General features: G+C 56.8%; 18 protein-coding genes. 12 read left to right on the forward strand and 6 right to left on the reverse strand.

Annotation, left to right across the window (positions count from 1 at the left end):
- Positions 1-112 precede the first annotated feature (112 nt).
- Positions 113-910, reverse strand: coding sequence for an ABC transporter substrate-binding protein (locus PDO_RS01120; protein WP_007596750.1), 798 nt, complete (start codon positions 908-910; stop codon positions 113-115).
- Positions 911-1,068: 158 nt separating this feature from the next.
- Between PDO_RS01120 and PDO_RS01125 the strand changes: the two genes are divergently transcribed.
- On the forward strand, positions 1,069-1,767 hold the full coding sequence (locus PDO_RS01125; protein ID WP_007596751.1) for a FadR/GntR family transcriptional regulator: 699 nt from the start codon (positions 1,069-1,071) through the stop codon (positions 1,765-1,767).
- A 373-nt stretch (positions 1,768-2,140) separates the two neighbouring features.
- On the opposite strand, the gene PDO_RS01130 is transcribed toward PDO_RS01125, so the two are convergent.
- Positions 2,141-2,695: a response regulator gene (locus PDO_RS01130; RefSeq protein WP_348225812.1), complete on the reverse strand. Its 555-nt coding sequence runs from the start codon at positions 2,693-2,695 to the stop codon at positions 2,141-2,143.
- Positions 2,696-2,845: 150 nt separating this feature from the next.
- Between PDO_RS01130 and PDO_RS29310 the strand changes: the two genes are divergently transcribed.
- The 7 genes from PDO_RS29310 to arsH all read left to right on the forward strand — a co-directional run bounded on the left by PDO_RS29310 (position 2,846) and on the right by arsH (position 7,023).
- Positions 2,846-3,115: a hypothetical protein gene (locus PDO_RS29310; protein ID WP_348225813.1), complete on the forward strand. Its 270-nt coding sequence runs from the start codon at positions 2,846-2,848 to the stop codon at positions 3,113-3,115.
- A 376-nt stretch (positions 3,116-3,491) separates the two neighbouring features.
- Positions 3,492-3,809: an ArsR/SmtB family transcription factor gene (locus tag PDO_RS01145; protein WP_141649780.1), complete on the forward strand. Its 318-nt coding sequence runs from the start codon at positions 3,492-3,494 to the stop codon at positions 3,807-3,809.
- Between the two features lie 117 nt (positions 3,810-3,926).
- Positions 3,927-4,289, forward strand: a complete 363-nt coding sequence (locus PDO_RS01150) for an ArsR/SmtB family transcription factor (protein ID WP_007596755.1) — start codon at positions 3,927-3,929, stop codon at positions 4,287-4,289.
- 18 nt (positions 4,290-4,307) lie between these two features.
- Entirely contained in the window at positions 4,308-4,832 is a 525-nt protein-coding gene (locus PDO_RS01155; protein WP_007596756.1) for an arsenate reductase ArsC, read from the forward strand.
- A gap of 1 nt (position 4,833) precedes the next feature.
- Positions 4,834-5,895 carry an ACR3 family arsenite efflux transporter gene (gene arsB, locus PDO_RS01160; RefSeq protein WP_007596757.1) on the forward strand — a complete coding sequence of 354 codons (1,062 nt, stop codon included), beginning with the start codon at positions 4,834-4,836 and terminating at the stop codon, positions 5,893-5,895.
- Positions 5,892-6,323 carry an arsenate reductase (glutaredoxin) gene (arsC, locus tag PDO_RS01165; RefSeq protein WP_037072190.1) on the forward strand — a complete coding sequence of 144 codons (432 nt, stop codon included), beginning with the start codon at positions 5,892-5,894 and terminating at the stop codon, positions 6,321-6,323. The genes arsB and arsC overlap by 4 nt, the downstream gene beginning before the upstream one ends.
- A 16-nt stretch (positions 6,324-6,339) precedes the next feature.
- A complete protein-coding gene (arsH, locus tag PDO_RS01170; RefSeq protein ID WP_007596760.1) occupies positions 6,340-7,023 on the forward strand; it encodes an arsenical resistance protein ArsH in 684 nt (227 codons plus the stop codon).
- Between the two features lie 120 nt (positions 7,024-7,143).
- Here the strand turns inward: arsH and PDO_RS01175 are convergent, their stop codons facing one another.
- Positions 7,144-8,133 carry a GlxA family transcriptional regulator gene (locus tag PDO_RS01175; protein ID WP_037072196.1) on the reverse strand — a complete coding sequence of 330 codons (990 nt, stop codon included), beginning with the start codon at positions 8,131-8,133 and terminating at the stop codon, positions 7,144-7,146.
- Between the two features lie 269 nt (positions 8,134-8,402).
- Here PDO_RS01175 and PDO_RS01180 point away from each other — a divergent pair, with 269 nt between their 5' ends.
- Together PDO_RS01180 and PDO_RS01185 are read left to right on the forward strand one after the other, a co-directional pair.
- Positions 8,403-8,993, forward strand: a complete 591-nt coding sequence (locus tag PDO_RS01180; protein ID WP_007596762.1) for an ankyrin repeat domain-containing protein — start codon at positions 8,403-8,405, stop codon at positions 8,991-8,993.
- 49 nt (positions 8,994-9,042) lie between these two features.
- Positions 9,043-9,561 (forward strand): YHS domain-containing (seleno)protein, encoded by a 519-nt coding sequence (locus tag PDO_RS01185; RefSeq protein ID WP_007596769.1) that lies wholly within the window; start codon positions 9,043-9,045, stop codon positions 9,559-9,561.
- Between the two features lie 19 nt (positions 9,562-9,580).
- Here PDO_RS01185 and PDO_RS01190 read toward each other — a convergent pair whose 3' ends face one another.
- The 3 genes from PDO_RS01190 to PDO_RS01200 all read right to left on the reverse strand — a co-directional run bounded on the left by PDO_RS01190 (position 9,581) and on the right by PDO_RS01200 (position 13,282).
- Positions 9,581-11,803, reverse strand: coding sequence for an adenylate/guanylate cyclase domain-containing protein (locus PDO_RS01190; protein WP_007596771.1), 2,223 nt, complete (start codon positions 11,801-11,803; stop codon positions 9,581-9,583).
- 223 nt (positions 11,804-12,026) lie between these two features.
- Complete coding sequence (locus tag PDO_RS01195) at positions 12,027-12,677, reverse strand: TetR/AcrR family transcriptional regulator (RefSeq protein ID WP_007596773.1); 651 nt, start codon at positions 12,675-12,677, stop codon at positions 12,027-12,029.
- Positions 12,678-12,937: 260 nt separating this feature from the next.
- Positions 12,938-13,282 (reverse strand): hypothetical protein, encoded by a 345-nt coding sequence (locus PDO_RS01200; protein ID WP_007596775.1) that lies wholly within the window; start codon positions 13,280-13,282, stop codon positions 12,938-12,940.
- A gap of 171 nt (positions 13,283-13,453) precedes the next feature.
- Between PDO_RS01200 and PDO_RS01205 the strand changes: the two genes are divergently transcribed.
- Positions 13,454-14,092 (forward strand): alpha/beta hydrolase family protein, encoded by a 639-nt coding sequence (locus tag PDO_RS01205; protein WP_037072200.1) that lies wholly within the window; start codon positions 13,454-13,456, stop codon positions 14,090-14,092.
- 259 nt (positions 14,093-14,351) lie between these two features.
- Entirely contained in the window at positions 14,352-15,227 is an 876-nt protein-coding gene (locus PDO_RS01210) for a 3'-5' exonuclease (protein ID WP_244426320.1), read from the forward strand.
- The last annotated feature ends 93 nt before the right edge of the window (positions 15,228-15,320 follow it).

The following is a 15,320-nucleotide window of genomic DNA, read 5'->3' on the forward strand; positions in this document are numbered from 1 at the left end:
CTGTCGATCATCACCTGCAGATTGAAGAAAGTATTGATAAGTGTCATGCCTCATCGGCTCCTTTGGCAACCCGGTGGAACGTCTTTCCGTCCCACCAGATGCAATTCAAGCCTTATTTGCCCTTGGGCATGTCGAGAACCGTGACCGTCGAGGTCGTGTCCTCGGCCTTGGCGCCGAACCAGGTTTCGTGCAGTTTTGCGATGAATCCCTCGCCCTTGAGCGTCGTGATCACGGCATTGACCTCGGCCGCCAACGGATCGTCCTTGTTGAACATGATCGAGTACTTCTCGCCGGTCGGGATGCGTTCGACGACTTTCAGCTCCGGCTTGTCCTTGACGTAGTAGAGAAGGGCCGGGATATCGGAAATGTAGCCATCCACGCGACCTGCGACGAGATCAAGCATGGCGGGCTGCAGGCCTTCGAAGCGGCGGATTTCGCCGAGCTTGTATTCGCCCTTGTTGGCTTCAGCCCACATGTCGCCGGTCGACCCGGTGTCAACGCCGACGACCTTGTCGCCCATGTCTTTGAGACCCGTGATGCCGGAGGCGGCGGTGACGGTCAGCGACTGGTCGCTGTCATAGTATGGCTGGGCGAAAGTCACCGATTCGAGGCGCTTGTCCGTGATGGTGATCGACGATACCGCCATGTTGATACGGCCTGACTGGACTGCTGGGAACAGGCCGTTGAACGGCGTGTTGACGAATTCGACCGATTTTCCCAGGCGCTTGGCAATTTCGTTAACGAGATCGACTTCGAAACCAGTGACCTTGCCGCTGGCGTCCTCGAATTCCCAAGGCACATTGCCGATGTTGGCGCCGACTGTAAGGTCTGCGGCCTGAACGCCCGTTACGCCAAGTGCGGCCAATAGGCCGGACAGAAACGAGAGGTTGAAGTTTGAAACGCGTGTCATGAGGGTTCCCCTTGTTATTTGAACATAACTCAATCTACATTGGTCTAACTGGTCAGACCAGTAGGACCAAAAAAAGCATGCCGCTTTCGGCTTGGCAAGACGGCCTGTGAAAAAATAGATTGGCAGCGCCGCAAGGCCTGAGCCGGAGAAGGGGTCGCATGTTCAACAAAACGCTTGTTCCGCAATCTGTTGCGCGAGAGATCCAGACGATGATCCAGGCGGGCACCTTGAAGCCGGGCGAGAAAATTCCGTCCCAGCGGGAGTTTGCCTTGAAATTTGGCATTAGCCGGGCATCGCTACGGGAGGCGTTGCTGACGCTGGAAACGCTGGGGCTTCTGAAGACCGAGGCCGGTCGCGGTACCTTCGTGACTGCCGCCGCGGAGGGAGCAAGAAGCCTGGGCGGACACATGGCGCCATGGCGCTATTCCGGTAGCTACTCAGTCTTCGACGTCTTTCAGACCCGCATTTTGTTGGAGGGCGAGATTGCAAGGCTTGCGGCCGGGAGGTTGACGCAATTGCAGTTGGAGATGATGGAGAAAGCGACGCAGACCATGGAGGAGTGTTGGGCGAAACAGGACCTGCTCGCCAATGTCGAAGCCGATCTCGACTTTCATGGCACGATCGTTTCGGCTTGCTCCAACGCGATGTTGAAGGCGCTCTACCAGACGGTGCGGGACCAGGTAACCGAAACACAACGCCAGCCTATCCCGATCACGGATCCGGAACGCATGCGCGAGTCGATCGCGGAGCATCGCAAGATTATCGCAGCGCTGAGAGCAAATGACGGCCAGTCTGCCCGTCTGGAGATGGAAAATCACATCCGCAACACGGCGCGCTGTGCGGGGCTCTCCCCATAGCGGATTGGGTTGCGGGATCGATATCGATCCTGTCAGACGAACGACCGTCAAGCATACTTTGCACATATTCGATGAGCTGGGGGTGCCGCCGCTGTGTGAAGGCGTCGAAACGGTCGAAGAATTGATGGTTCTCACGGATCTTGGAGTGTCATTGATCCAGGGCTAGGTGTTGGCCAAGCCGTGTTCTGACTCCTTGGCAGAGCCGATCTCCATCAGAACTCCGCTGCATGATATCCGGTAGTTATCAAGGACGGCGACAATTGGAATGATCTTCAGTTTCGCAGTGGTGAGAGATTGTATTTTCGGCGTTCAACGAGTTTATAAAAGAGAAAGATCGAAACTGCATCCCCCCGCCCGAAAACTTCACCTGACCTCAACCGGCGGCGACCATTTCCAGAATCGTGCATGCCACGCGAGAATGATCATACGGCTTGCTGAAAAACCGGCCCTCGACAGGCAAAAGGTCGTCGCTGAGGCTGCTGTGACCTGAGGTCACGATGATTTTGATCGGCGGCCAACGGTCGCGCACTGCGATTGCAAGCTTCAGGCCATCCATGCTGCCCGGCATATCGATATCGGTGAACATCACGGCAATGTCCGCATGGGTATCCAGGATTTCAATGGCATCATCGGCGTTCGATGCCTCGTGCACGATAAACCCCTGGCTCTCCAGCGACATGACGATATCCATGCGCAGCAGGGCTTCATCTTCAACAACCAGAACCGTTGTTTCGTTACGCGTCAGCTTCACGACATTTCCCTTTGCGCTGCAGGCATGTGTTATTAGCGACATGGAGTAACGACGGTAACGCGCGTGGCCCTGCATTGATCCATCCGGCGTGACTGATTTTGACATCCCTTCAACGACATGTCGGGATCCGTCGTCGCGGCTGCACTTTGGCTGTTCACTCTGGCAGGTGGTCCGCATTCATCTACCGGCATCGCCGACAACTGTAGTGGTCTGATTGGCCATTGACATAGGTGATATTATATATACATAAAAACGTATATACGAATAATATAAATATTGAGATTTTCTATGTCCATCGATCGTGCCGTTCTCACATTTGCCGGCACCATGGTTCTGGTCTCTCTGGCTCTCAGCCGTTTCGTCCATTCCGGCTTCGTCTGGCTCAAAGCCTTTGTCGACATCAATCTGATCCAGTCTTCGATCGCCGGCTTTTGTCCTGCCGCGATGCTGTTCAGAAAAGTCTGCGTAAAATCCGGTGTGGCTTTCTGTGCGAAAGTCATCCAACGGTGTGATCGTCATGATGCGCTTCATCACCGCCGGCATTTTTGCCCTGTGTTTCCTACCCAATGTGGCCCTTGTCAGGCTGCACGCAGATGACGGTCTTCTAGTCGAGCCTGGCCACGTTCTGCATTGCTGCCGGCTTTATCTGGCCCGTGACGTAGAAATTGGGGTCGATCCAGCGAATGCTCATGTGTTGCCTCTTTTGAAGATGATTGAGGCGACTGGGGTCGTGATGTCGGCTAGCGCAGGTTGCGCGGAACCCTGAGGAATTGGGTGTCGCCGCGATCCATCCTTTGGTCTTCAAAGAATGCCGATACCGACAATAATGTGGTTATACGTTTGTATAGGGAAATGAAATTAAGTTCAGCGACAATGGAACCCCGTGATAACAAGATCTTGCCCCGGTGTTTGATGTAGCCCGCCTCGTCCAGATCCACTTGAACTTAGGCGGCGTGTCAGTATGTTCGTATCTATGAAGATTGATCCGGAAGCCATGAAAGCCGGGGCGGAGATTGCGAGCGAATTGCTCAAGTCGCTGTCTAACCGTTACCGTTTGCTGATATTGTGCCGTCTCGCGGACGGCGAGCATTCCGTGGGGCAACTGGCGGAATTCCTCGGAATTCGCGATTCCACAGTGTCCCAACATCTGGCATTGCTCCGGCGCGACCGGATCATTGCCGCTCGTCGGGATGGCCAGACGGTCTGGTACCGGATTGAGAGCGATCCTGCGCGCGAGATCGTCAATACGCTCTACAACAGCTTTTACAAAGTCGGAGACGCTGGCGAATAGCCTTCGAATTTCGCTCCTTCGCATCCACGACCAGGTGTCGAATGAGTCCAAATTGCTTTTCGCTCCTTCAGGCAGAATCGCAATTGACAAAGCCATAATATCCAATATTCTGGATATATGGATGAAAACAAAACGATCAACGCGCTGTCCGCGCTCGCTCAGCCGACGCGGCTGCAGACCTTTCGCTTGCTTGTGGCCAGCGAGCCAAACGGAGTTGCTGCCGGCGAGTTGGCGCGCCTGGCCAATGTGCCGCAGAACACCATGTCGGCGCATCTTTCGATCATGGCGAATTCCGGATTGATCACGAGCGAGCGGCAAAGCCGGTCGATCATCTACCGCGCCGATCTGGAAACGTTTCGCGCCCTGATCCTCTATCTTTTGCAAGACTGCTGCGGCGGCAATGCCACTCTTTGTGCGCCGCTGATCGCCGATCTGACACCGTGCTGCCCTCTGCCAGAGGCCGCGCCCTCCACAACCTGAACATCGAGAGAAAGAGCCATGACCAAGGTCTTCAACGTGCTGTTCCTTTGCACGGGCAATTCTGCACGCTCCATCCTAGCCGAATCCATTCTTGCCACGGAAGGCAAGGGCCAGTTCAAGGCCTTCTCGGCTGGAAGTCACCCCAAGGGGGAAGTTCATCCGTTGGCGCTCCAGACACTGGCTGCGCTCGGCTATCCGCATGAAGGCTTCCGGTCGAAGAGCTGGGATGAGTTTGCCAGGCCTGATGCGCCCGTGTTCGATTTCATATTCACCGTCTGCGACAATGCAGCAGGTGAAGCCTGCCCGGTCTGGATCGGCCATCCGATGACGGCCCACTGGGGCGTCGAGGATCCTGCAGCGGTCGAAGGCGCCGATTTTGAAAAGCAGCGCGCCTTCTCCCAGGTTGCCCGCTTCCTGAAGAACCGCATCATGGCATTCCTCAGCCTGCCGCTGGCATCGATTGACAAGCTTGCGCTGGAGACCAGGCTCAAGCAGATCGGCAGTATGGATGGCTCGACCTCGTCCGATGGAAAGGTTGCATGAGATGTCCACGTTCGAACGCTACCTGACCGTCTGGGTCGCTCTCTGCATCATCGTCGGCATCGGACTTGGTCACGCAGTCCCTGGCGTCTTTCAGACCATAGGCGGCTTGGAAGTTGCCAAGGTCAATCTGCCCGTCGCCGTCCTGATCTGGCTGATGATCATCCCGATGCTGCTGAAGATCGACTTTACCGCGCTTGGCCATGTCGGGCGATATTGGCGTGGTATCGGCGTTACGCTGTTCATCAATTGGGCCGTGAAGCCTTTTTCGATGGCACTTCTCGGATGGTTGTTCATCGGCTGGCTCTTCAGGCCATATCTGCCCGAGACACAGATCGATTCCTACATCGCTGGCCTTATCATACTGGCTGCCGCCCCCTGTACCGCCATGGTCTTCGTCTGGTCAAACCTCACCAAGGGAGAGCCACATTTCACCTTGAGTCAGGTGGCGCTGAATGATGCCATCATGATCGTCGCGTTCGCGCCGATCGTGGCGCTGCTGCTGGGGCTTTCCGCCATTACGGTTCCCTGGGACACACTGATCCTGTCGGTCGTACTCTACATCGTTATCCCGGTGATCATTTCCCAGATGGTTCGCAGGGCTTTGCTGTCCGACGGATCACTCGTTCGCCTGGATGTTCTCTTGGCCCGTATCCAGCCGCTGTCGCTGGTAGCCCTTCTGGCGACACTTGTCCTGCTCTTCGGTTTTCAGGGCGAGCAAATCATCGAACAGCCGGGCATCATTGCGCTGCTCGCCGTTCCGATCCTGATTCAGGTCTATTTCAACTCGGGTCTGGCCTATTTGCTCAATCGCTGGTCGGGCGAGGAGCATTGCGTGGCTGGCCCTTCAGCCTTGATCGGTGCATCCAATTTCTTCGAACTCGCGGTGGCGGCCGCCATCAGCCTGTTCGGTTTCAATTCCGGTGCGGCGCTGGCAACGGTCGTCGGCGTTCTCATCGAGGTTCCGGTCATGCTTTCTGTCGTGTGGATCGTGAACCGCTCCAAGGGCTGGTACGAAAGCGCGCCTGCCGTGTCCCGCAATGCTGCAGCAACTAGGAAAATCTGATCATGGACGTGACCATCTATCACAATCCCGAATGTGGCACTTCGCGTAATACGCTGGCCCTGATCCACCATGCCGGGTTCGAGCCCATCGTGATCGACTACCTGAAGGCCACGCCATCGCGGGAGCAACTGGTAAAGTTGATCGCCGACGCAGGCCTGAGGGTCCGCGACGCGATCCGTCAGAAAGGAACGCCCTATGCGGAGCTCGGCCTGGACGATCCGGCGCTCACCGACGACCAACTGATCGACGCAATGCTCAATCAGCCAATCCTGATAAATCGCCCTTTCGTGGTGACGCCGCTGGGCACAAGGCTGTGCCGCCCTTCCGAGATCATCCTGGATATCCTGCCCGAGGATGCATTCTCCGGACCCTTTTCAAAGGAGGACGGTGCGCCATTGCTGGACGAGAAGGGGAAGCGCGTTGTCTGATCTACCTTCTGCCGCCATGGATCTTTTTCACCTGTCGGAAAGCGACGCCCTGCGGCGGGGTTTGTCCACGCACAAGCCACGTATTCTCATCCTCTATGGCTCGCTACGCCCGCTATCCTACAGCCGTCTTCTCGCGCATGAAGCTCGCCGCCTGCTGGAACATCTCGGTGCCGATGTTCGCATCTTTGATGCGGATGGCCTGCCGTTGCCAGACGGTGCGCCCGTTGCACATCCCAAGGTCGAGGAGCTCCGGCAATTGTCGGGCTGGTCGGAGGGACAGGTCTGGGTTAGTCCGGAACGCCATGGTGCCATGACGGGTGTCATGAAGGCGCAGATCGACTGGATCCCGCTTTCCATAGGTGCCGTGCGTCCGACGCAGGGCAAAACACTGGCTCTGATGCAGGTGTCCGGTGGGTCGCAGTCATTCAATGCACTCAACCAGATGCGCATTCTCGGCCGTTGGATGCGGATGATCACCATCCCGAACCAGTCGTCGGTGGCGAAAGCCTATCAGGAGTTCGACGAGTCTGGTCGGATGAAGCCATCGTCCTATTACGACCGCGTCGTGGATGTCTGCGAGGAACTGATGAAGTTCACGCTCCTGACGCGAGACGTATCGGGTTATCTGACGGATCGCTACAGCGAGCGGAAAGAAGCGGCGGAAAAGCTCGAACAGCGTACCAGGTTGAAATCCATCTGATACGACAGGCAGATGAAGGGGCAAGGCGGCTGATCGAACAGATCACAGCGCGGTGACGGCTGAGGGGCAATATGGAGCAGGGCGATGCTGCGCGGAAATTGGATATGATCCGAGCAGTGGCTAATCTGTCATGGATGCACGCAGCTGAGTCGGGGTCTGCCCGAAGGTCTGCTTGAAGGCGCGCGAGAAGTGCGACGCGTTTTCAAAGCCCGTGTCGAGCGCGATTTCGATCAGTGGCGCTTTTGACTGCAGAAGCACCTGCTTGGCCCGCTCCAACCGAACCCTACGATAGACCAGTGCCGGTGTACTGTTGGTTTCGCTGAGGAATAGCCGTTCGAGCTGCCGTCTCGATAGGCCGACCGAGCGTGCCAGTTCCGGTATCGTTATCGTGCCCTCGATATGCCGGTCCATCATGATCAGCACGGCCCGAATGCGCGGATCTTCCGAGGCGATCTCGAGCGGTCTGCGCGGCTGGATTTCCAGCGCCGTTCGCGCTCTTTCGATCTGGAGGACTTCAAGCGCGTTGCGGGCTGCGTCGTGACTAATATGTCTCTGGACAATCGAAGCGGCCATGTCGGCCGCGCTGCTGCCGCCGGCACAGGAGCCGCGCGTGCGGTCAAGATTGAATATTCGGTCGGATCGAACCTGATGGTCGGGGAACCGGTCGCGAAACGCCTGATAGTGCAGCCAGCTTACGCATGTCTGATGTTGTTTCATCAGGCCGATCTCGGCCAGAATGAACGAGCCGGTGCAGACGCCGATGAGCCGCACGTTTTTTGCCGCCGCCGTTTTCAGGAAACTCACGGTTTCATGGTCAATGGGCGTCTCGCTGTTCAGCAGGCCACCAACGACCACGATATAGTGAAACTGGCTCGGATCGACAAAGTCGGACGTCGGCGCGACTTTGACGCCGCAACTGGACATGATCAGATGGCGTGTGCTGCCGAGAACCTCCCAATCGGCGAGCACCCGCCCAGACCTGTCAAATTCGTCGCTTGCAAGCCGAAGCGTGTCGACAAACAGCGAAAAGGCCGAAAGTGTAAAGGACTTGGACAGGACGAAGCCGATCTTCAGGCGTTCGCCAGGAGCGTTTGCATCGGAGAGTTTCATAGTCACGTCGATCAAATCCTGCCTGAATACACTGCCCACGACAATCTATACGCCGCGTCCAGAGCGCCTACAACAAGGGTCTCGAAGTCACCCCATGTTTGATCAGACGCTGCTTCTGGCGGCTTTGGCGTATCGAAGGCGCTTGTGAAGTATTCAGTTGTCGGGACCAAGTTTCCATCCGTCTTCTCTCGTCATTGTCCAAGCGGTCGTTATGCAGTATAGTCATTCATGTCTGCATTGATCGAGCCGATTACAGATCGGAGGGTGCGATGAGGCTTTTTTACATTTTTGTGCCAGTTGCAACGTTGTGGGTTGCCACGGTTGCGGCTGGGCCATTGCACGACGCTGCCAAAAGCGGTGATCTGGATGCTGTAAAAGGCATACTGACCCAAGATATTGATCTGGCAACGCCCGACAGCGCAGGCGAACCACCACTGCTTCTGGCTGCACTTGCTGGGCACGCCGATGTGACTGCTTTTCTGCTGGAGCGCGGTGCCGACATCGAAACACGCAACAGGGGTGGTCTGACTGCCCTGCATGCGGCTGCCTACGCTGGCAAACTTGATGTGGTGATGCTGCTTGTTTCCAAAGGAGCCTCGATCAACGATGACCGCAACTTCTACCGGATGTCGCCGCTCCATGCGGCGGCCGAAGAGGGCCATGGAGATGTTGTCGCTTTCCTGCTGGCAAACAAGGCAGACATTGAAGCCAAGGAAAGAAACGGGATTACACCGCTGAGCCAGGCGGGCTGGCGCGAGCATTGGGACGTGGCCCAATTGTTGCTGGACGCTGGGGCAGTATGTCAGGATGCCGCCGTTGTCGGTGAATGGCTCCACGGCGAATGTATCAAACGGAAATAGCGCCTTGCTCCTTGAGGACTTGAGCTGAGGTGCGAACAAGGAGGATGGCATGTTACGCAAAACACGCTCGGCCTGCCTCGCGTTGGCTGCAGGGGTTGCTGCGGTTCTACTCTTGGCTGCCCCGGCGATTGCTGCCGAAGACGTCGTCAACACGGGTTACTTTGGCGATGTCGCTATCAAGGGGTACGACCCGGTTGCCTATTTTACTCAAAATCAGGCGGTGGAAGGGTCTGCGACCTATTCCCATCACTGGCTGGGCGCGACCTGGCATTTTGCCAGCGCCGAGCACCTGAACCTTTTTATTAAGGATCCAGCCAGATACGCACCCCAATACGGTGGTTATTGTGCAGACGGCGTGTCCCTGGGCACAGTGACAACCAACATAGACCCGAAAGCCTGGCGGATTATCGAGGGCAAGCTCTATATCAGCTATGATCCGGGCGCTGCCGATGGCTTTGAGAAGAACCCGACAAAGCTCGCCAATTCGCAGAAGCATTGGGCGGACGTTCAGCACACCCTTGTTTCGGAAAAGTTGCAGACGGATTGGCGCATGGGTGGTTCGAACTGATCTTCTCAAGCACGTTCGTTCAGGCCGCAGGGGCGAGTGAAAAGAACTTCAGTGCCTGCGGGGTAACATGAATATACTTCGCGGGTGACAGGTCTGGGTCTTCGGTGCGGTAGATATATCCGCAGACCATCCGGTCAAGGAACGAGCCACCGAAGGTTTCGCACAGTCGGCCATCGCGAATCTCGGCAATGCCGGTAATGCTCGTGTTGGCTGTGCGATAGGCGGTGTTTCCGTCCTTGTCGAAGTGCTGAATGAAGTCGGTACCGTTCTTATGCTTGCCGATCCAGGTCTTGTCGGTGACCAGCTTGCGAATATCAGCCTCGCCAAGCCTGTCTGACGGCTGTCCTTCAAAACCAAAGGGCCATTCCGGAATGCCGGCCGCACGAAGGCCCGCCAGGTGATATTGAAGGTCCTCATCTTGCCAATAGTCATAGAGATAGCTGTAATAGGTCAGGTTGGTGTCGGGAAATAGCTCGAGCAGTCGGGCCGCTGCCTCAGCGCCACGTTGCTCGTCATGATTGGCCATGTATGCGGCAGCCAGATATTCATGTGCAGGTTCGGCATTCGGCAAGGCATCTCGTGCCGCTTCCATCAGGGGGATCGCTCTGTCCAGATCGTGGGCCGTATAGAAGACGATGCCCGCCAGTAATTGAAAGCTGGGTGATGGCGACGGGTCCAGCCGCAAGGCCTTTTCCATTTCGTCGATCGCCTCTTCATGCCGCTCCGTGTGCGCGAGAATCAGGGCCAGGTTGCCGAATGCCTCGGCGTCGCTTGGCTGTGCGATCACCGCCTGCGTTGCGGATGCCGTCGCCTCGGCGCTACGACCGTCGACCAGTTGCAGAAGCGCAAGCACTGCAAGGGCCCGCGCATTGTCGGGGTCTAGTTTCAATGCCTGGCCCGCAGCGTCATAGGCAATTTTTCGCGCAACCGCCGCGGACCAGAGATAGTTGTAGTCGTTGCGCCAGACATCGACAGCCACCCGAGCGATGCCGGCATGCGCGTCGGCGAATTTCGGGTCCAGGTCGATGGCTTTCTGGTAGAAGGAGAGCGTCTGGCGATAGGTCTCGACATCGCTATAGGTGATTCCCTTCTGTTCGGCCCTCAGATAGTAATCATAGGCCTCGAGATTCTCTGTCGGGATGCGTGCGAGCCGATGACGCTCTCCCTCACTCAGCTTGACCGATAGAGCCGAAATGATCTTGCTGATCACGTCATCCTGGACAGCGAAGATATCGGCATATTCACGATCATATCGTTCAGCCCAAAGCGATAGGCCGGTCACTGCGTCGATGAGCTTGGCGTTGATCCGCAATCTCGCGCCGGCCTGCTGCAAAGTGCCTTCCAGCACATATTGGACGCCCAGTTCGGCTGCAACATCCTGGACCTTGCCCGATGTTGTCGTAAGGGCAAAAACCGAATGACGTGCGATGACAAACAGACCGGAGACGCGCGACAGTTCGGTGATCAGATCGTCCGTCAGACCGTAGGCGAGGTGGTCATGGTTCTTGTCGCCGCTGACATTGATGAAGGGCAGGACGGCAACCGAAGGTTTGTCCGGCAGGGGATAGGCAAAGCGATCGCTCAGCTGCGACGTCTGGACGTATGTCCAAGGTTGCCACCATAGGCCCGCGATGCCGATCGCGATCAGAAATGCGGCTGTCGCCAGATGGGGACGAAGACGAAGACGGAGCTGCTTGCGGGTCTCGGCGGTCTTTCCTGCAGCCGTCGGATCAAGCACAACGCGGTAGATGCGAATGGGCTCGGCGATATTCTTGACCTTTCGCTCGCCGAGCGAGGTGAAGCCGACCGACAGTCTGGACTTGATCTGATCATAGGCCGATCCTGAAATAGCGATGCCCCCCGGTTCGGCCAATGTCTGGATCCGGGCCGCCATGTTGACGCTGTCGCCATGGATGTCAGTGCCTTCGACGATGATGTCGCCGAGATTGATGCCGATGCGAAAATCGAGCCGACGTCCGGGTGATGTTAGCGCTTCCTGTTTTGCCTTGTGCTGCTGAACAGCGACCGCGCAACGCGCTGCATCGACTACACTGTGGAACTCCACCAGCAGTCCGTCGCCCATGGTTTTGACGAGCCGGCCGTTGTGCCGGGTGATCTCGGGCTCGAAAATGGTCTGCATGTCACTTTGGAAGCGGACACGCGTTCCTTCCTCGTCGACTTGGCTCAGACGGCTGTAGCCAACGACGTCGGCAATCAGGATGGCTGCGAGATGGCGCTCCATGCTCCGTCTCCCGGAGCGCGTGCTCCAGCTGCTATTCTATAGGAGACCGGCGCACGGCGCCATTGCGTCGGCGCGCAGGGAGCTCTCTTCTCCACCCTATCGACAGACATATTCGAGTGTGGGTGGGGCTATTCGCCTTGATCGTGCGAAATTTTCGGCCAATGCTGGCCGGGGACTGGTGCGTGTTCGAAACCGGATGAACGCAGGTTTCGGTCGCTGCGCGTCAGGTCGGCCGTGTTCCGCGAACAAAAAGGGCAATACATCGTTCAAGATGGCGCCGGCGGTCCGCTCTGGTGTTGAAGTCTTCCCGCCGCGGGCCCATTGCTCCAAACAGCATGTCCATCAGCATCCGGGCACCGCCGAGCGGATCCTCGATCACCAGCTTTCCCCGCTTGGCCTCGTTTGACAGCCAATCTGCAAGAATCTGCCGTGAGCGGTCAATGCCATCGCGTCTCAGTATTTCGGCAATTTCGGGAAACTGTCCGCCTTCGCGCATGACGATATGGATGAAGGCCTGTCGCTCGTTCTCGGCCTCTTCGTCGATGTCTATCATGAAGATCTGCTGCAGGACGGTATCGACGGGGGCGTCTTCTTCGGCAGGGCGCGGGAGATCAAGCATCATTTGGCGATGAGCGGCAACCACGGCGAGAAACAGGTCCGACTTTGAGGGAAACAGACGGTAGAGCGTCTGCTTGGAGATCCGGCATCGTGCCGCGACAATGTCCGTCGTCGTGCCGGAAAACCCAAGTTCGACAAATGTCTTGCGCGCCGTGTCGATAATGTCCGAGCGCCGATCCGTGTCGGAATGCGTTTGCGGTCTGCCGCGCTTGCGTTTTGCAGCGGGTTGCACGGCGGTTGTTTCAGTGTCGCTCATACGCTTGTCATAGCATCTGATTGACAATCATCCAGCCAGTATAAGGATGGTACTATATGGTACCGATAATTTTCAGGCTCTGAATTTGATTTGAGCTTGTTTTTTGAGCCCCAAACTTCGTTGCTTCATTGTGAAAATGCCGGAACGCGGGACGAGATGCCTGATCAAACGTCGATGGTCCGGTGACAATCAGCAGGTGCACCTGCTGCCATCAAGCCATGTTAAACGGCCACCTTGGCCGTCCCAGGATGCTGGAGCAATCACACATAGGCGGTGCGATCGCCGAAGGCGCTGGCTTCGTCGAAATTCTTGGTGCCGATCCGTTCGCTTTCACCAGACATTTCCTGCGGAGCTTCCTCCTCGGTTTTTGTCGATGTGGTGGTTTGTGTATCACTATTTTCGGTCACGCTGATTTTTGCAATTTTGGACTGCAATGTCGCGATGGCCTTTTCAATCGTGGCTTTTTCTTCCTCGTCGTCCGTTTCAGACAGAGCAGCCTGCTTTTCGGCAAGCTGGGCTTCAAGCGATGCGAGATCGCTCGCGGAGCTGGATGAGGATGTTGAACTCAGAATACTGGTTGCAGAACTTGAAATTGCGCTGACCATGTGAGTAACCTTCATTGATGAACAGTCTCGTTTTAAGTCGCAAGCCTTAACGAATTCCTAATTAAAGTACTCATAGGTACAATTTTTTCCGGGGTCTTTCAGATCAATACAGTTCTTCATTCCGGCGCTGCGACACGGTGCGGCGCTTCGTCGGGACAGGTCGGGTGACGGATGAGCAATTTCCTCTTTGATGGGCCGAGTGACGCCAAAGTTACAATTCTGCTTGCCCATGGGGCAGGGGCGCCGATGGATACGGCGTCGATGAGTGCCTTCGCTCAGGCGCTGGCTTTCGCTGGATTGCGTGTTGCCCGTTTCGAATTTGACTACATGGCGGCGAGGCGGGTTTCAGCTGCTCGCCGGCCGCCGCCGCTGGCTGAGAAGCTCATGGCGGAATACTGCCACGCAGTGGATAAACTCAAGGCAAGCGGGCCACTGATTATCGGAGGAAAATCAATGGGCGGCCGCGTGGCGAGCATGGTTGCAGATGAGCTTTTCGTCGCCAAACGGATTTCAGGGCTGCTGTGTCTCGGATATCCCTTTCACCCGACCGGCAAGCCGCAGCAATTGCGTACCGCCCATCTTGCCAATCTGAAAGCGCCGACTTTGATCGTCCAGGGAACGCGGGATCCGTTTGGAACGCGTGACGAGGTGGAAAGCTACGATTTAGCGGGCACGATCGAGTTGCTCTGGCTCGAGGACGGCGATCACGATCTGAAACCTCGCAAAAATATTTCTGGCCTCTCGCTTGCCGACCATATGGATATCCTGGGCACGGAAGTTTCAATCTGGGCGGACAGGATTACGCAATAGTCCAGGGACATTGCGCCGGTATTGCCGGCATATGCGCTGGGGCGCGGCTCTTTCCGGGTGCTGCATCTTTGTCATGACTTTTGCCACACGGCAGTGGATCGGCTCCGGGGCAGGGATGACATCGATACGGCCTCAGCACATAGAATAGGGCATGACGAATCAGTTTGATATGTTCGCCCAGCAGGCAGACGCCGGTCACCGCTCCGCTCCGGACACGGTTCATCCGACCAGTCCGAGAAAGCCTCCTCCATCCATCGCCATGAGCGAGGAGGCCATGGTTCGACATCTGTCCGAGACCGGCCGATATCGTCTGCTGAAGAGGCTTGAGCCGCGGCAGATCGTGGCGGTTGCGCGGCCGGAATATCCGTTGCGAGGCATCATTCTCGACACGGAGACGACGGGTCTCAATGCGCGCAAGGACGAAATCATCGAGATCGGCGTCATCGCTTTCACCTACGATCACCGCGGACGTATTGGAGATGTTACAGGCGTGTATGGCGGCTTGCGCCAGCCAACGGTGGCCATACCTGCCGAAATCACCAGGCTGACCGGCATCACCGATGAGATGGTGGCCGGACAGTCGATTGATCTCACCGCTCTGCATGCGCTGATCGACCCTGCCGATCTGGTCATTGCCCACAACGCCGCCTTCGACCGTCCTTTCTGCGAGGCGTTCTCGCCGATGTTTGCAGCCAAGGCCTGGGCTTGCTCCAATTCTGAAGTCGACTGGTCGTCGCGCGGCTTTGAAGGCACCAAGCTTGGCTATTTGATCAATCAGGCCGGATATTTCCATGATGGCCATCGGGCGGTCGATGACTGCTTCGCGCTTTTGGAAGTGCTGTCGCGCGAGACGGTGGGGCGGCTACCCGCATTTGCTGAACTCTATGAATCCAGTCAGCGCGCACGTGTCCGCATCTATGCCGAAGGCAGTCCCTTCGATATGAAGGACCATCTCAAGGCACGGGGCTATCGTTGGTCTGATGGCAGCGACGGGCGTCCCAAGTCGTGGTGGATGGAGATCGGCGAAGAAGCACTTGAGGATGAACTCCGTTATCTCCGAAGCGAAATCTATCGCTACGGAGATGCAGATCCGCCGAGGAAGCGCCTCACGGCGTACGATCGATTTCGCGGCTAGGACGACACGCCCTGTTTACTTTGATCGCACTTGGATGATGCATAATTTGCATGGCTGACCTGTGAGCTTGTCACTTTTGCAAGGGCAGGCAAT

Source organism: Rhizobium sp. PDO1-076, assembly GCF_000247475.1.
Lineage (GTDB): Bacteria > Pseudomonadota > Alphaproteobacteria > Rhizobiales > Rhizobiaceae > Allorhizobium.

Coding starts and splice junctions, on each gene's coding strand:
- PDO_RS01120 (WP_007596750.1), bottom strand. CDS start 910: ATGACACGCGTTTCAAACTTCAACCTCTCGTTTCTGTCCGGCCTATTG.
- PDO_RS01125 (WP_007596751.1), top strand. CDS start 1,069: ATGTTCAACAAAACGCTTGTTCCGCAATCTGTTGCGCGAGAGATCCAG.
- PDO_RS01130 (WP_348225812.1), bottom strand. CDS start 2,695: ATGCGGACCACCTGCCAGAGTGAACAGCCAAAGTGCAGCCGCGACGAC.
- PDO_RS29310 (WP_348225813.1), top strand. CDS start 2,846: ATGGTTCTGGTCTCTCTGGCTCTCAGCCGTTTCGTCCATTCCGGCTTC.
- PDO_RS01145 (WP_141649780.1), top strand. CDS start 3,492: ATGAAGATTGATCCGGAAGCCATGAAAGCCGGGGCGGAGATTGCGAGC.
- PDO_RS01150 (WP_007596755.1), top strand. CDS start 3,927: ATGGATGAAAACAAAACGATCAACGCGCTGTCCGCGCTCGCTCAGCCG.
- PDO_RS01155 (WP_007596756.1), top strand. CDS start 4,308: ATGACCAAGGTCTTCAACGTGCTGTTCCTTTGCACGGGCAATTCTGCA.
- arsB (WP_007596757.1), top strand. CDS start 4,834: ATGTCCACGTTCGAACGCTACCTGACCGTCTGGGTCGCTCTCTGCATC.
- arsH (WP_007596760.1), top strand. CDS start 6,340: ATGGATCTTTTTCACCTGTCGGAAAGCGACGCCCTGCGGCGGGGTTTG.
- PDO_RS01175 (WP_037072196.1), bottom strand. CDS start 8,133: ATGAAACTCTCCGATGCAAACGCTCCTGGCGAACGCCTGAAGATCGGC.
- PDO_RS01180 (WP_007596762.1), top strand. CDS start 8,403: ATGAGGCTTTTTTACATTTTTGTGCCAGTTGCAACGTTGTGGGTTGCC.
- PDO_RS01185 (WP_007596769.1), top strand. CDS start 9,043: ATGTTACGCAAAACACGCTCGGCCTGCCTCGCGTTGGCTGCAGGGGTT.
- PDO_RS01190 (WP_007596771.1), bottom strand. CDS start 11,803: ATGGAGCGCCATCTCGCAGCCATCCTGATTGCCGACGTCGTTGGCTAC.
- PDO_RS01195 (WP_007596773.1), bottom strand. CDS start 12,677: ATGAGCGACACTGAAACAACCGCCGTGCAACCCGCTGCAAAACGCAAG.
- PDO_RS01200 (WP_007596775.1), bottom strand. CDS start 13,282: ATGGTCAGCGCAATTTCAAGTTCTGCAACCAGTATTCTGAGTTCAACA.
- PDO_RS01205 (WP_037072200.1), top strand. CDS start 13,454: ATGAGCAATTTCCTCTTTGATGGGCCGAGTGACGCCAAAGTTACAATT.
- PDO_RS01210 (WP_244426320.1), top strand. CDS start 14,352: ATGAGCGAGGAGGCCATGGTTCGACATCTGTCCGAGACCGGCCGATAT.